Annotated in this window: 16 protein-coding genes; 3 read left to right on the plus strand and 13 right to left on the minus strand. The window is 41.4% G+C overall.

The window, feature by feature from the left end:
* Nucleotides 1-4 precede the first annotated feature (4 nt).
* Genes coaE through B3P16_RS09935 form a run of 3 tightly spaced genes read right to left on the minus strand, consistent with a single transcriptional unit; the run spans nucleotide 5 to nucleotide 2568 of the window.
* Nucleotides 5-580 (minus strand): dephospho-CoA kinase, encoded by a 576-nt coding sequence (coaE, locus tag B3P16_RS09925; protein WP_197084052.1) that lies wholly within the window; start codon nucleotides 578-580, stop codon nucleotides 5-7.
* 10 nt (nucleotides 581-590) lie between these two features.
* The gene (locus B3P16_RS09930; protein ID WP_046674519.1) at nucleotides 591-1541 is read right to left on the minus strand and encodes a hypothetical protein; all 951 of its coding nucleotides are present in this window, start codon (nucleotides 1539-1541) and stop codon (nucleotides 591-593) included.
* 52 nt (nucleotides 1542-1593) lie between these two features.
* A complete protein-coding gene (locus B3P16_RS09935) occupies nucleotides 1594-2568 on the minus strand; it encodes a BtrH N-terminal domain-containing protein (protein ID WP_201639010.1) in 975 nt (324 codons plus the stop codon).
* 362 nt (nucleotides 2569-2930) lie between these two features.
* Here B3P16_RS09935 and B3P16_RS09940 point away from each other — a divergent pair, with 362 nt between their 5' ends.
* Nucleotides 2931-3590: a DUF6266 family protein gene (locus tag B3P16_RS09940; RefSeq protein WP_286842805.1), complete on the plus strand. Its 660-nt coding sequence runs from the start codon at nucleotides 2931-2933 to the stop codon at nucleotides 3588-3590.
* Between the two features lie 62 nt (nucleotides 3591-3652).
* Here B3P16_RS09940 and yajC read toward each other — a convergent pair whose 3' ends face one another.
* Genes yajC through B3P16_RS09960 form a run of 4 tightly spaced genes read right to left on the minus strand, consistent with a single transcriptional unit; the run spans nucleotide 3653 to nucleotide 6576 of the window.
* A complete protein-coding gene (gene yajC, locus B3P16_RS09945; RefSeq protein WP_201639008.1) occupies nucleotides 3653-3973 on the minus strand; it encodes a preprotein translocase subunit YajC in 321 nt (106 codons plus the stop codon).
* 26 nt (nucleotides 3974-3999) lie between these two features.
* The gene (locus B3P16_RS09950; RefSeq protein WP_070565544.1) at nucleotides 4000-4461 is read right to left on the minus strand and encodes a DUF1573 domain-containing protein; all 462 of its coding nucleotides are present in this window, start codon (nucleotides 4459-4461) and stop codon (nucleotides 4000-4002) included.
* Between the two features lie 27 nt (nucleotides 4462-4488).
* Nucleotides 4489-5436: a transcription antitermination factor NusB gene (gene nusB / locus B3P16_RS09955; RefSeq protein ID WP_070565546.1), complete on the minus strand. Its 948-nt coding sequence runs from the start codon at nucleotides 5434-5436 to the stop codon at nucleotides 4489-4491.
* A gap of 60 nt (nucleotides 5437-5496) precedes the next feature.
* Complete coding sequence (locus B3P16_RS09960; RefSeq protein WP_046674513.1) at nucleotides 5497-6576, minus strand: Glu/Leu/Phe/Val family dehydrogenase; 1080 nt, start codon at nucleotides 6574-6576, stop codon at nucleotides 5497-5499.
* Nucleotides 6577-6757: 181 nt separating this feature from the next.
* Here B3P16_RS09960 and B3P16_RS09965 point away from each other — a divergent pair, with 181 nt between their 5' ends.
* Both B3P16_RS09965 and B3P16_RS09970 read left to right on the plus strand, forming a co-directional pair.
* Complete coding sequence (locus tag B3P16_RS09965; RefSeq protein ID WP_286753797.1) at nucleotides 6758-8539, plus strand: ABC transporter ATP-binding protein; 1782 nt, start codon at nucleotides 6758-6760, stop codon at nucleotides 8537-8539.
* Between the two features lie 94 nt (nucleotides 8540-8633).
* Nucleotides 8634-8978, plus strand: a complete 345-nt coding sequence (locus B3P16_RS09970; protein ID WP_201639006.1) for a hypothetical protein — start codon at nucleotides 8634-8636, stop codon at nucleotides 8976-8978.
* 95 nt (nucleotides 8979-9073) lie between these two features.
* On the opposite strand, the gene B3P16_RS09975 is transcribed toward B3P16_RS09970, so the two are convergent.
* From B3P16_RS09975 to B3P16_RS10000, 6 genes are all read right to left on the minus strand, one after another.
* Nucleotides 9074-10315 (minus strand): MFS transporter, encoded by a 1242-nt coding sequence (locus B3P16_RS09975; RefSeq protein WP_201639005.1) that lies wholly within the window; start codon nucleotides 10313-10315, stop codon nucleotides 9074-9076.
* Nucleotides 10312-11436: a dipeptidase gene (locus tag B3P16_RS09980; RefSeq protein WP_236586033.1), complete on the minus strand. Its 1125-nt coding sequence runs from the start codon at nucleotides 11434-11436 to the stop codon at nucleotides 10312-10314. Before B3P16_RS09980 ends, B3P16_RS09975 begins: the two co-directional genes overlap by 4 nt.
* A 1-nt stretch (nucleotide 11437) precedes the next feature.
* On the minus strand, nucleotides 11438-12544 hold the full coding sequence (locus tag B3P16_RS09985) for a D-TA family PLP-dependent enzyme (RefSeq protein ID WP_286768631.1): 1107 nt from the start codon (nucleotides 12542-12544) through the stop codon (nucleotides 11438-11440).
* 10 nt (nucleotides 12545-12554) lie between these two features.
* On the minus strand, nucleotides 12555-13019 hold the full coding sequence (locus tag B3P16_RS09990) for a RidA family protein (RefSeq protein WP_286842808.1): 465 nt from the start codon (nucleotides 13017-13019) through the stop codon (nucleotides 12555-12557).
* Between the two features lie 30 nt (nucleotides 13020-13049).
* The gene (locus tag B3P16_RS09995; RefSeq protein ID WP_286842811.1) at nucleotides 13050-14378 is read right to left on the minus strand and encodes a gluconate:H+ symporter; all 1329 of its coding nucleotides are present in this window, start codon (nucleotides 14376-14378) and stop codon (nucleotides 13050-13052) included.
* Between the two features lie 232 nt (nucleotides 14379-14610).
* Entirely contained in the window at nucleotides 14611-16077 is a 1467-nt protein-coding gene (locus tag B3P16_RS10000; protein ID WP_286842813.1) for an aminoacyl-histidine dipeptidase, read from the minus strand.
* Between the last annotated feature and the right edge of the window lie 23 nt (nucleotides 16078-16100).

A 16100-nucleotide genomic window follows, 5' to 3' on the forward strand; every position in this document is an offset into this window, starting at 1 on the left:
AGTTTTATTTTAGAAATTTTTGATGTAAAGTCCACACTTGCGGCAATAGCGGAGTGGTTCCATCATTAATGATGACGAAGTCTGCCAGTTTTAATTTTTCTTCATCAGTTAGTTGCTTATTTATTCGCTCCATGACCTGTTCTTCAGTGACGCCATCACGCTCCATAACACGTTTAACACGTATGTGTAAAGGCGCAGTAACCAGGATGGTATAATCAAGATCCTTGTAAGAGCCACTTTCAAAAAGCAAAGCAGCCTCCTTGAGTGAATAACGGGATTTTTGTTGTTCGGCCCAGTCTTTGGCCGCCTGGATAACGATGGGGTGTACAATGCCATTTACAAGTTCGAGCTTCGCCTTGTCGCTGAATATCTGTTCGGCCAAAAAAGCCCGATCTAATTTCCCATCCTTATAGGTCTCTTTACCGAACTCCGCAATCAAGCGTTCTTTGATCCGTAAATCGGTATTCATCAATTCCTTCGCCTCATCATCTGCATTATAAACAGGTACAGCCATGGCTTTAAAAAGCTGACAGATAAATGTTTTACCGGATCCAATTCCGCCTGTTATTCCAATCTTCATGAAAATAGTGTTATTTACGTACAAAAAAGTCCACGTTTTGAGGTACAACGCTGATTACCTTACAAAAGTCAGGTACTTTGGTCAGCAAAACAGGCAAATATTGCACCCCGTTTTTCTCCCAGTCAGCCAGATCTACCACAGCTTCAAAATCTCGCGATGTATAGTTATTATAATCCTTAACGGACATCAGTACGGTGACGACCACTTTGCTTGGATTAAGCCTAACAGAACTATAGCGCTGGCCATTTTCAACCTTCACGGGTAATTCAATCACTTTCTCGGTTAACTCCCCTACAGGCATCAGAACCTCGACCGAAGTCGGATAAACATTGATATTCGCTTTTTGGTTACGTGCCAGGTTTGCCACTGTTCGAACATCGGTCTCCACTTCCTTCCCGCGAACGGTATCGGTCTCCCAATACTCAATCGCCGAAACATCCTCATAGGGCCCTGTAATCGTCACATAAGCCGGGGTAATCTTGGTATCAGCAATAAAACCATACCCACGCTTAAAGCCAATATTGGACAAAGGTTTGACGGGCACTTTACGCTGCGTCTGTTTGGAAAAATCAAAAAACAAGGTATCTGGGCTCACCGAGACTACCCGTTGTTCATGTGGAAACTGCCGGTTGATAAAGCCCAATTGATTGGAAAAAACAATCCAATCTTTGGTTTTTAAAGAGCTTAGGTCAACCTGCACCTTTGGGGTTTCCAAAGCAGCTTTGGAAAATAGGAATTGCCATCCCGTCATCTCCAATTTCACCTTTACCGTATCGGATTGCTGCGGGTGAAATGCGCGTTTCTCGGGAAGATTGACATATTCAATTGCTGCCTTAACGGACACAGTATATTGATTGGAAATCGAAAACAATAACCAAGCTAACAACGAAATTCCAACACAACGCACGAAGACATTAATCTTACGCCGTTGGGTCTTATTTATTCGAACTGCATTCGCCATGATACAAACTTAATCAATTTGCGCAAAAATTAGCGTTCTTATCTGCATTTCATCACAAAGACGCCAATATTTCCATTGCATTTTTCTCTTTTGTGGCAAGGGTTTTGAAAATTGCTGATGCCTGTTGGACAGCATCGAAACTGGCCGTCTCAGCAATTTGACTAAACAATTCCGACAGGGATGTCCACAATAATGCAATCTGTACAAACTCATGATGAACCACCGCGAGTTGTTCTATTCCGAGGAGATCGTAACTTTCCTTGATAAAGTCGCGATACAGATTTCGAAACAAAGCACCCCCAGTGCCCGCTTTTTCCATTAGACTTGCAGCCATCTTAAACTCGCTTTCAATAGCTTGACTTGTCTTGAACCAATTCATCACTTCTTCACTGGTCTTCAAAATTCCTTTATATGAAATATTGTTGATAGGTGGTGCAAGATATTGCTTTGCATTATTGACCATTGCGGCAATCAGCACTTCTTTCAGGTCAACGTTCTCCATATTACCTGCTATGGTATAATACAAATTTTTGGACGACATAGGCCCTTTCTCTGCCCGCGCTAAAGCTAAACTCGCAAGCGACGTCTTCACACTACCGCCTTGCTGCCTCGTATCCACCAAATAGGCATGCTCATCGTCATAGCCATATATAGCGACATAATGTCCCGCAAAATGAAATGGCTTAGTAAAATATTCCAGGTAATAGGCATCGAGTTTTAATCCCACAGGTTGCCCCTCATCCAAGAGCTGTCGTACAGCCTGCCAGGCTTTTACTTTTGAAGAGGTTTCATGAACATTGAGTTCGAGACCGAGATTTTTGCAGATATGCTGCGTCAGGAGATCCGTTTTTATTCGTCCGCCCAAAAATGGAAAGTCCATGGTTTTCATTTTCCAATAGATAAAACTAAGTCCCTCCCCTAATCCAAAAAGCATCGGTTCAGAAAGTTCAATGCCAATATGCTTCATTAAAGTACCTGTTGCGGTAGTTTCACAATGTAGCCCGTCAAACGGTTTAAGATTTTCCATAGCATTCTTTTTCACAAAATTAGAAGCTCGATTGACAGCTTGGTGTCAGCAGGAAAAGAGCGTCTAATAAATACTTCTTGCGACACACTTTTTTGTTACAGAGTGTAGTCCCTTCCCTATTGTCTCATTTAATTTTTTAGCTGCAACAAAAGAATATCAGTTGGTAACCAACTTATCCCTTTTTCCAGTGATTGTTCAGTGATTGTTCAGTGATCGTTCAGTGATTGTTCAGTGCAGACTGAATAAACAATGACTGATTACTGTCTAAACATAGACTAAAAATTGTGTTTAGGGATTGCCTGGTATTAGCATATTTCCTTTTTAATGCTTATCTTAATTATCTATAAGCTAATCAATACATTATGGCAATCATCAAAAATGGCGTTAATGGGACTGTTTCCGGGAAAGCAGGCTCTGTTGTATTTGTGTCGACTAAAACAGGAAATTATGTACGCTCTCTCCCTCGCGTTAAAAAACGAGAGCCCACACCTGAACAGCTGCTGAGTAGAACACGCTTCAAAACTATGAGGTCGCATATAAGCATGTTAAACCCGATCATCACTATAGGCTACAAGGCATACAGTTATCCGAAACGGGCCTATGATGTCGCAATGTCTTATAATTTGAACCATGCGCTTATTCAGGAAGAGAACGGTTTTGTGGTGGACTGGCAAAAATTTATGATTGCCAAAGGAAGTCCCAATCCCATCACTTCCTACACGATGGATTTCGATCAAGAAAATCAGGTATTTCTGGTTACCTGGGAATACGACCCCTATCTGGAGAAGAAATTTGACATGGGAACTTATGATTCGTTCTTATTCCTGTATAATGCAACGTATAATGGGGCTGAATATCCATTTTTGACGAATGAGGCGAAAAATAGCTTAATAACGGGTAGACAAAACATTGATATACCGAAACATAAAAAGCAAGTGACCTATGAAGTGTATATCTTTTTTGTAGAGAGCTATGGTGGAGGTAATACAGACAGTATGCACTTAGGTAAGATAAAGATTTGACCGGTACATAAAAAAAGCCAGTTTTCCACGAAAACTGGCTTTCATTTCTTTCCCAAAAAAGCTTAAGAAGCGCTCTTCTCCGTGTTGTTAGCAGCTTTAGAAGCATCTAAAGCAATGGCTGATTTGTCAAAACGGATTTTTACACCTGAACCTACATCAACTAAGAAAGTCGTGTCTGATACTTCTACAATGCGTCCGTGAATACCAGCTGTAGTTACTACCTTTGAATTTACACCTAATTGCTCTACATATTTTTTATGGTCTTTTTGTTTTTTCATCTGTGGTCTGATCATGAAGAAATAAAATACCACAACTAGACCAACCATCATTATCAGTTGACCATAACCGGCGCCACCTGCTGCTTGTAATAATACTGTATTCATTTGTTATTATATCGTTTAATAATGTGTTATTTTGCTAATACTTCGCCCTTTAGCTGTACTGTTGTTAAGCCATTGGAAGCATTCGATTGAATCGTAATGATCTTCTGCTGTTTACCAACTTGTCCCTCACTATTGAAAGTTACATGGATCTCAGATTTTCCACCTGGCAAAATAGGGCTTTTCGAAAACTCAGGTTGTGTACAACCACATGAAGCAGTCACTTTCGAGATAATAACAGGTGCATCACCAGAATTTTTCAGCACAAAGGTATGCTTTACCTGTGCGCCTTCCTTTACCTGACCGAAGTCAAATGCAGACTCTTCAAATTCTACTTTTCCCAATTGTGCTGCCGCCTTAGAAAGGCTATCCGCAGCTGCTGTTTCAGTCGCTGTCTTGCTTCCTTCATCTTTTCCTTTTTGTGCATTTCCACAAGAAAATAAAAGTACTGCCGACAAAGCTAAAACCGAATATTTGCCAAAGTTTTTCATTCGTATAAATTATTTATGCGTTTGGTTTTAATCTCTTAAACCACGACCTGCCTTCTGGATTCTTCCTTGTTGATTCAGATCGTTTAATATTTTATCCAAGATACCATTGATAAATGTATTACTTTTCAATGTACTGAATACCTTAGAAATTTCAATATACTCATTTATTGTCACTTTCACAGGAATAGATGGAAAATTAACCAACTCACATATGGCCATACGCATCAATAAAGTATCCATTAGCGCAATACGATCTGACTCCCAGTTCTTCGTTTTCTCCGAGATAAGCTTTTGATATTCATTTGTATTGCGAATAGTTTTACCTAGCAATGCAATGACGTAGTCGCTATCATCATTCCAGTTTTGCGTAATCTCTGCCAGTTTATTTTTACGTGGATCTTCTGAACTAAAGTTCTTAAAAGTCTTCGCAATCAACGCTTGCAATACTTCTTTATCGACAGGCCAGTTGATGAATTTCTCCTCAAAAACCTGCTCAATAACCGGTGATTTCAAGATAATCTTTTTAAAGATATGCTTGATGATATCCTTTTCCGTACCGATCGAACGATCCTCTTGTTGCAAGTACTCCAAATAAGCCTCGGAATCCTTTAATTGCAAAAATACCGTACGCACGATCTCCGGATCGAAACTCCAAGAAATTTTATACTTTTTGACACCTTCTCCATATTGTGGATTTTGTCTCAATGACTCAATAAAAGTGTTAGTACTTAACTTGGTCGTTAAAGACAAGTCTTTTTCAGTTGGTAAAAACTTATTAGCTCTACCCTCTGCATCTATTAAGACATAATCAGATACTTCATCTAATAGATTCAGTGTCCACATATACATCTCATAGACTTCATCCACATTTTTTAATAGTGCTTTTTCAAATGTTTTGATGTCTTTATCTTCTGAAAGACTGTACGCATAAAGCGTTTGCACTACTTTTACCCTCAGGTGTCTCCTGTTTAACATAGTAATTTAAAGAACGATTTTTTTATAAAATAATAAGTAAGAACGATTTTGGGATGAAGACTACCGCTTGATTTTTTTAATATCTTGGATACGCTTCTCCGCAATGCGATTAGCCGCTTCAAAAGTAGAAATATTCTCTTCTTTTGATTTTTTCAAGACGTCTCTAGTCGCATTATAAATATTTTTGATCACAAATTCAGTGTGATCTACGCCGTAATTTTGAATTTCTGAATAGCAGCCGATTAATGCACCAGCGTTGATCAAATAGTCAGGCGCGTATAATATACCTCTTTCATGCAGAATAGAACTTGTAACAAGTTCATCTTTCAATTGATTATTGGCAGAACCAGCAATAATTTTGCATTGCATTTTCTGTGCGGATTCCGGATTTACCGTACCACCTAACGCACAAGGAGAATATACATCAAATTCGTGATCGAATACTTCATTGTAAGGTATTGGCTCAGCTTTGTACTTAGCCGCCACTTTCAGCATTTTCTCTTCCGTAATATCGCTGACATATACACGTGCATTCTCTTCACGTAACATCGCGATCAAACGTTCACCAACACCACCTACTCCATGTACAATAACTTTTTTACCAGCAACATTTTCCGATCCGTATAATTCCTTTAAACAGGCTTTTATACCAAAATAAACACCTTGTGCAGCAAAAATGGAAGGATCACCGACACCGCTACCATGAATAGCCTTTGGTAGACCAGCAACGTGGTCAGTCTCGGTATAAATATGTTCTAAATCACGTTGTGTCGTACCTACGTCTAGTGAAGCAATGAAATTACCATTCAATCCTTCAATAAACTGGCCCAAACGGCGCAATAAAACCTCAGATTTGTCCAAACGGCTATTACCAATAATAACAGCACTTCCCCCGCCTAAATTCAATCCAGTGATGGCAGATTTGTACGTAATGGCCTTGGATAAACGTAAAGCATCCTCAATAGCTTCTTCTGTACTTTCGTATGGTAACATACGAACTCCTCCTATCGCAGGCCCCAAGGTTGTATCATGGATCGCAACGATAGCTTTCAAGCCCACTAATTCATCATTACAGAAAAATAAGTTTTGATGGCCAGACTGGCTCATCAATTCAAAAATAGAATTTTGAGATGTTGACATAAAATGTACTACTCTAATTTGTTTTAATTTTTTAAGGTACTTGATGCAAAAGTAGGAAAATTATTCGTTGTGCATAACAACTTTTTTTATCCAAGACTTAACATTTGATTTCCGAATGACAGTAAATTCGCTTAAATCGTAAAGCATTTTGATGAATTAGTCCTACTTTTGTATTCGTAATATGAAGGATCTCGCCTACTTAAATAAGTACTTTTATAAATACCGCTGGAAACTGATTCCAGGGGTTATTTTCGTTATCATATCCAACTATTTTGGGGTATTGCCTGCAAAGGTAATTCGCGAAGCATTTGATTTGGTTCAGGAAAACATCTATCTATACCGTCTATTTGATGGTTTCGACAGACAGGAACTCATCTATCAGGTATTTGGCACCAGCCTCCTGTTTTTTGGTTTCGTCGTGCTCCTACTTTCACTGCTGCGGGGCATATTTTTATTCTTTATGCGTCAGACGATCATTTTAACCTCGCGTTATATTGAATACGACCTCAAAAATGAGATCTATAATCATTACCAGGATCTAAACTTTGGTTTCTTTCGGAAAAACAATACCGGAGATCTCATGAGCCGCGCGACTGAAGACGTCAATCAGGTGCGTAACTACCTAGGACCTGCCATCATGTATGCGATCAATACCGTAGTTTTATCGATCATGGTCATCTATGCGATGTATAGCGTCAACGGAAGATTGGCCACTTATGCATTGGCGCCAATCCCTGTCCTATCGGTTATTATTTTATTTGTTAATAAAATCATTAACAAGCGTAGCTTAAAAATACAGAAACAACTGGCGAACCTTTCTTCTTTCGTCCAGGAGACTTTTGCTGGCATCCGCGTCATCAAAACCTACACCAGAGAACAAAATAAAATGCAGGAATTTGAGAAGGAAAGTACCATTTATCGGAACACGGCTCTTGATCTCGTCAAAGTACAGGCTGTTTTCTTCCCGCTTATTCTATTGCTTATTGGACTTAGTACAGTCATTACCATTTATATTGGTGGAATCGAAGTTGCCAAAGGAACAGTGACTGCCGGAAATATCGCCGAGTTTATCATCTATGTCAACCAGTTGACTTTCCCTGCCATGTCTTTGGCTTGGGTCACGTCATTGGTGCAACGTGCTGCCGCGTCACAAAAACGCATTAACGAATTCCTTCAAACCGAATCTCCTATCGTTAACGGCACAGCTGCCAAGGAACTGGAGGGCGAAATCAAGGTTAATGGGATCTCCTTTACGTATCCGGAAACCGGCATTCAGGCGATAAAAAATATATCGTTCCAAATCCCGATCGGCAAAACACTTGCTATTATCGGAAAAACGGGATCCGGAAAATCTACGCTGGCCAACTTACTCCTTCGGATGTATGATATCGACAAAGGAAGTATTCATTATGATGGTCTTGAAATTAAAAACCTTGATTTCAAAAGCTTACGCCAACAGGTCGGATTTGTCCCACAAGATGTTTTCCTATTTTCGGATACCATTGCCAATAATATAGGCTTTGGTTTAGACCACTTTACACAGGAACAAGTGGAACAGGCTGCCAAAGATGCCGCTGTATACGACAATATTATCGCTTTTGAAGATGGATTTGAAACCGCTGTTGGAGAACGTGGGATTACCCTCTCCGGGGGGCAAAAGCAACGGGTATCCATCGCACGCGCTTTAATTAAGGAACCCAAAGTATTGATTTTTGATGACTGTCTTTCAGCCGTGGATACAAAAACGGAAGAAACCATTCTCCGTTCGCTAAGCCGCATCATGAAAGGTAAGACCTGTATTTTTATTGCCCATCGCATCTCGACAATCAAGAATGCAGACCATATATTGGTGATGGATCAAGGGGAAATTGTAGAACAGGGTACACATGCTGAATTGATGGATAAAAGAGGTGAATATTTTGAACTCCATGAAAAGCAATTACTGGAAAGTGTGGAAGGATAAATAAAATATCCCTGAATTCAGCTAAAGGATTCAAGGGATATCTCTCCTAAATTTGTCTTAAATATTTAAGTCAAACATTTTACATTAAAGGATCATGGAGAGAACCCCTATTCAAAAGGCTACGTCAAACGACGGAAAAACAATTGCTATTATTTCTTACTTAACCATCATCGGCCTTGTTGCAGCCATCATTATGAACAACAAGGAAAAGACTGCTTTAGCACAGTTCCATATCCGACAAAGTATAGGTATCTCCGTGACAGGAATGGCCTTGGGGCTGTTACGTTTTGTTCCAGGTATTGGCGGAATTGTCCTTAGTATTGTTGGATTGCTCCTACTCATTGCTCTTATATTGGGATTAATGTCTGCATTTGCCGGAGAGCAAAAGCCACTCCCTTTCATCGGTGAAAAATACCAGGAATGGTTTAATATGATATAATAGGCCTATAAATAACATGGAGCACCTCCCCATCAAAGATGCTCCATGTTTTAATTTTTTCTGAAATCCCTGTTTTTAATTGACCAAAGGCATCTTTAACGAGCTTTCACATCCGGCAGCGCTTTCTCCTCTTTAAAAAATACGGCAAATAACACAAGACAAAAACCAGAAATACCTGCAGGAATAAACCAAAGATATTCCCAAAATTGAGCAGCATAAGCTGTTTTTAGATAATCTGAAACTGCACCGGCAACCCAAAATCCGATTAACATCCCTACACCATACATCGCAATGGTAATAAGCCCCTGTGCAGAAGCTTTGTATTTTTCGCCGGCAATTCTATCGGTATAAATCTGGCCGACTACAAACATAAAATCATAGCAGATGCCATGTAATAATATTCCGAATAGCAATAAGAATGAACGTTCCTGTCCGTCGCCGTATGCAAAAAACAAATAACGGAGTGCCCAGGCTGCAATCCCCAATAAAATCATCTTTTTATACCCCAGGCGTCTAAAGAAAAATGGAATCAACAACAGGCAGATGGCTTCGGAAAATTGCCCCAATGCCATTTTTGCTGTGGGATTCGGTATTCCGGCGTTGACCAAAAATGGATTGGCATTTTGATAATAGAACGAAATAGGTATACAGATGACAATTGCTGTCACAAAAAAAATCAGAAAGCTCCGCTGTTTTAAAAGCTTCAGTGCATCCAAACCGATCGCCTTGCCAAAATCAAATTTTTCATCCCTAAGTTTCACCTGCGGCGGAGTTTTTGGGAGAGCCAGACTAAAGAATGCCAGTAACAACGAGCAGACCGCCCCCATAATAAAGGTGTTGTGCAGAGCACCTGCCCGTATCGATTCGGGCGCATCCCAACGGAACAAATAACTGATGACAAGTCCCGAACAGATCCAACCGATCGTTCCCCAAACACGTATCCCCGGAAAATACTTCTTCGCATCTTCTATATGCCGGAATGCTATTCCATTGGACAAGGATAACGAAGACATGTAAGCCATAAAGTAAACAAACACATAGGGATAAAAATGTGTTGCATCAGGTGCTTGAGACATCCCGTAAAGTAGTCCAGCTCCAATGAGATGCAAAGCTGAAAGCACCCGCTCGGCATTAAAGTATCTGTCGGCGACAAAACCCACAAAAAAAGGAGCAAATACAGCACCAAGGGATTGTGTCGCAAAAATATTCGCTACCTCCATTCCTGAGGCATTGAGCGATTTAATCAAGTATGTTCCCAAAGTGACAAACCAGGCCCCTTTGATAAAATACTCTAAAAACATCATCAGGGACAATTGCACGCGTAATACTGGTTTCATCTATTCAGTTGTGTTGGAGGTTTTTGTTTTGATTCGGGCAATGCATTTCGCATAAAATTAAGCCAGTTCTTGCTAGCAATCTTTTCAAGATCGGTCTTATCATACCCTCTTTTTGACAGGATACCAAATACTTTTTGGATATCAGCAATAGTTTCCAGATCATAAGGACACTGCTCTCGGCCAAATGCTCCATCTAAATCGCTCCCTACGCCGACATGATCAACATTTCCTGCCAATTGACAAATATGATCAATATTGTTGGCCATGATTTCCATGGAGCAATTGCTTGTTTTAGGGTCGGATACACCGCGGACCCAATTCGGTACCATCATCCAAGCATCGAGCGCTACACCGATCACTGCTTTTTTCGCAACAAGAGTCTTGATCATTTCGTCACTGAACTGCCTATTATGGTCGACAAACTTGCGACAATTATTATGGCTTGCCCAAATGGCACCGTTATAACGTCCAACAGCGTCCCAAAACGCATCATCATTGAGGTGTGTTGCGTCTAATATCATCCCCAATCGCTCCATTTCCCGCAACAATAGGACGCCCTGTTCATTAAGCTTGCCCGATGAGTCGGTTCCGTTGGCATATCGCCCCGGTCCGTAATGCGCTGGTCCGACAGCTCTCAAACCATAATTATAAGCTGTTTCAAGAAAACTGATATCTACAATTGAATCGGCACCTTCCAGACTCAGCAGATATCCGATTGGCTTATCTACATGATCGCTGCCATTCGACCAAAATGCTATATGTTGATCCAGATCAGCTTTTGTACAAATCATTTTCATTTGCCCATCGGCTTCCATTGCCTTATACCACGCAAGCTGCCCCTGCGTCTGCGCCCAAGCCTGTTCCGGGGAGTACCAGCCTGGTAAAGAGCTTTCGGGTTTTACGAATCGAGCGATTTGTGTGGCAACAACCAAACCAATATGACCACGACGCAATTCGTCAAAAGTGACTGTTGCCTTAGCCCGATCGGGCTTGTCATCCATTCCCTTTTCCCTGCGGTTGAGTTCTGTAATTGGCAATCGAAGATCCCGATTCCATTCCATGGCATTCATACTCAAATCCAAATGTGCATCGACCAAAAATGGCATTTCAAATTCGTACATATCAATAATTTATCTTTTTATTTCGTGCATAAACAGTCCACGTTTGATCTGCATGCCGTTCATGGACTACTTGAAGTTCGCCATAACAGGCTACGGTAGGGCAGATATGGCGTGGTACAGCATACACCGCATCCCCTAAGTGGAACTGCGCACTATCTGTCACCTCAACAACCAGATGTTCTTCACTCTGCATTTTTATTTCACCTATACGTGGATCGAAAAACTTGACGCGAGGCTGCGGCGATTCGCATGCAACGGATTTATACCCTAAGTCCAAGCACAGGTGTTTGTGATCAACAATAGAAACGACACGCGTTAGAAGTACCGCGGCAAGCATAAAATCTTGTTCTGCATAATTTTCGGCATAGCCAAAATCCCAAAACACAAAGGTTCCTGGGCTGCATTCTACGTCGCTGCGTTCGGCATGAAAAGGGAAACTCGGTGAACCGCCAATCACTTTAGTCAATGGTTTAGAGGTGGATGTCTGCGCCATCAGGTAGGCCGTTTCAAGTATACCGTATGCATGTTGGCATTGTTTTTCGCGAAGCTGATAATCCTTATCATGAATATGACCATCGTAGCCATGCACACCGACCAACTGAATACCATTCAGGAGATTTATATCCATAACGAGACGCTCAATCCCGTCTAAAGCTATCCCTGTACGTCCCATCCCAATATTAACATCCAGATAAACAGCGCTTCGCAAACCTTTCGACAGACTCCGCGCTGAAATTTCCTCTGCTGCATCAACATGATCCACAAGACAGGCAAAATGTGTTTGGGGAAAGGCGCTCACCAGATTCAAGAAACGATCTATCTTTGGCCCTACGGGCTGGTACGCCAGCAAAACATCTTTTGCACCGATAACCCCCAATAGTTCTGCTTCTGCAATGGTTGCACACTTAAACTTTGTAATCCCCCTATCCATCATCAGCTGGCATACTTCACGGCACTTGTTCGTTTTGATATGCGGCCGCAATCGGTCCGCCCGCCCATGCACAATGTGTAAAGCGCGGTCTATGTTCTTGACAATGCGATCAGGGTAGACCAGCAAGGCCGGCGAATCGACTTGATCGACATTTTGTATGTGACACCAAGTTTCCATACTATTCGGTTTAATATAACTCAAATAATGCTTCGATTTCCACTGGAATATTATCGGGCAAAGAACCGAATCCTACTGCGCTACGTGTTCCAATACCATTCTCTTCTCCCCAAACTGCAGCAAATAGTTCACTACAACCGTTAATCACACCGGGGTGATAAAGAAAATCCGAGGTACAGTTGACCATACCCAATACTTTGATTACACGTTTGATTTTGTTCAAGGAACCCAAGTTGGTTTTAATGGTCGACAGCATGGTCAAACCGACTTGACGCGCGGCAAGTTTACCTTCTTCGGGGCTGATATCACTTCCAATTCGACCTATAATCAATGTGGCATCATCTTGTACAGGACCATGACCGGAAACATACAGGTACTTACCATCAATGACGTATGGTTTATAAACACCTTTTGGTGCCGGCGCTGGCGGTAATGTCAAACCTAATTTTTCGAATTGTTCATCTGCGTTGTACATCTTTAACGATTTTAAAGTTTAAAATAATAGCTAATATAAAATTAATTGCAATAGTAAAACAGCAAGCAGCCCAACAATGGAAACAATAGCCTCCATGATCGACCAGGAGAATAACGTATCCTTTACGCTAAGGCCAAAGTACTCTTTAAACAGCCAAAATCCGGCATCATTGACATGGGAGAACATCAGACTTCCGGCCCCTATCGCCAGTACCATGAGATTGGGATCCGCTTCTCCCCCTGTAACAATAGGGAGCAGCACGCCAGCGGCTGTCAACGCGGCGACTGTGGCCGAGCCGACACAACCTCTGATAACAGCTGTAATTAACCAAGCCAACAGTAAAGGTGAAATGGAGAGCTGCTGTAAGGTGTTGGCCAAAAGGAGACTGACTCCACTGTCTTCCATCACTTGTTTAAAGATTCCCGAACCAGCAATAATCAACAGAATCATGGCAATATCTTTCACAGCAGACTCATAAATTGTCATCACATTGGCCATCGATCGGCGCAATTTCAATCCTAAGAAATAGGTTGCTGCACTGAGCGAGATAACCATAACAACAGTGGGGTTGCCGACAAACTTCACGCCCTGCTGCAGCGCTATATTACTTGTATGGTAGCAATAAGGAAGCAGTGTAAATAGTACAATGAGCAATACCGGTAGCAGGGCTACAGCCAAACTTACCCCAACTGTCGGGCGCAGATACTGCGCTGATTCCGAGCGATCTTGCTCCCGAAAAATTGATTCTTGACTCGCCCGTATGTTTTTCAGGCATCTTCCAAAAATAGGGCCACCTAAAATAATAGCAGGTATGGCAATCAAAAGACCATAAATAAGTGTCAATCCCATATCGGCATGGAACAGGGCAACGAGAGCAACGGGAGAAGGATGCGGCGGAATAAAGCCATGCGTTACAGACAGGGCTGCCAACATCGGCAATCCAATATATACTGCCGGCAACTTATACCGGTAGGAAATCGAAAATATCAAGGGGACTAATAAGACAAATCCGATTCCATAAAATAGCGGTATCCCAACGATAAAACCCGTCAACATAAGCCCCCACTGAAGGTATCGCTCTCCCATTAAGCGGACCATTTGCTCAGCAATAATCTCAGCGGCCCCACTTTCAGCTACAATTTTCCCCAACATTGCGCCCAAAACAATGATCAACGTTAGGCTCCCCATAACGCCGGCAACACCTTTTTCAACGGTGCCTACCAACTGTGCCGGTGGAATTCCCAAACAAAGTCCACTTAGCAAGGAAACAACCAAAAATGCGAGAAAGGCATTGATCTTAAAATAAGTTATGCAAAGGATAAGCAAACAAATGCTGATTACAATGAGGATTATGGTCATTATATCACGATTAGGTTTTCCCTCAATTTGAGAGCTTGTATAAAATTTGGTCTATTAAATCATTTTTTCATCCTGAAAGTAAGGATATTTTTCATTTTTTGCAAGAAAAATGAAAAAATGATACAAACAAAAACGGGTATAGCTCAAGCCATACCCGTTTTTGTTTACTCGCCGATGACTTTGATTTCATGGCCTGTCGTTCAGAAATAATGCAACCGTCTGCTGTTGCGACTTATTTTTTGGGGATCTCTTTGAGAATATCAAGCACAAAACTCCAAAATTTCTGCACCGAAGAAATGGAGACACGCTCTGCCGGCGAGTGCGCCCCTAAGATTGTTGGTCCAAAAGAAATCATATCCATTTCAGGATAGTTTGTCCCCAAGATACCGCATTCCAATCCGGCATGGCACGCCACGACTTCCGGAACTTCGCCATGTTGTCTCGTATAAATGGATTTGAGGACTTCTAAAATTTCAGAATTCGGATTAGGAGCCCATCCGGGATAATTGCCCGAAAAATCTACCTTAAAACCGCCCAGTTCAAATGCTGCCTGTAACGATTGGGCTAAATCAAATTTAGAAGTTTCAACAGAAGATCTGGTTAGACATTTGATGGAAACCTTTTCCCCGCCTACTTCTACTTTGGCAATATTATTGGAGGTTTCTACCAAGTCTTCAAAATCGGCACTCACACGATATACACCATTTAAGGCCGCATAAACGCTGTTGATCAAGTTTTCCTGCACGTTTACGGGAACGACTGTAGCATAAGAAGCATCAGTTTGCTTCACCACAATTTCCATAGCTGGTTCTGTCGTTGCAAATTCCGATTTAATATCCTGAGCCAATTGTGTTAGCTGCTGAACAAAGTCAGTTGCTTTATCCTTAACCACCACCACTTTGGCAACGCTTTCTCTCGGGATGGCGTTGCGGAGGCTTCCACCCAATAACGACGCAATACGCAATCCAAAATGTTCATAGCCTCTATAGAGCAGGCGATTCATTACCTTATTGGCATTGGCAAAACCTTTATGAATATCCATTCCAGAGTGCCCCCCATGTAGTCCTTTTACGGTAATTTCAAAAGATAGCATATCAAAAGGACAAGGTTCTGCGCTATAGGACTGCGTTGCCGTCACATCAATCCCGCCGGCACAGCCAATATCAATTTCAGTATCATTCTCTGTATCCAAATTGAGCAAGATTTCGCCCGAAAGTACACCGCCTTTTAAACCTAAAGCTCCTGTCATACCTGTTTCTTCATCAATGGTAAACAAAGCTTCAATAGCAGGGTGTACAATACTGGATGATTCCAGAATCGACATGATTGTCGCAACGCCAAGACCATTATCTGCCCCTAAAGTGGTACCTTCTGCTTTTACCCAATCGCCATCAACGTACATCTTAATACCTTCATTATCGAAGTCAAAAACAGTATCGTTATTTTTTTGGTGCACCATATCTAAATGCGACTGCAAAACAATCGTTTTGCGATCCTTCATTCCCGGAGTAGCGGATTTTTTAATGAGCACGTTACCAATCTCATCAACGCTTGTTTCTAAACCCAAGGATTTACCAAAGTCTACCATAAAGGCAATCACGCGCTCTTCTTTTTTTGAAGCTCTGGGGACCGCATTCAATGCTGCGAAATTTTTCCAAATTGCTTTTGGTTCTAACTGATCTAAACTATTATCAATCATATCTATAATTTTTCCTTGGCCAA

Source organism: Sphingobacterium sp. UBA7631 (genome assembly GCF_002483935.1).
GTDB classification, from domain to species: domain Bacteria; phylum Bacteroidota; class Bacteroidia; order Sphingobacteriales; family Sphingobacteriaceae; genus Sphingobacterium; species Sphingobacterium multivorum.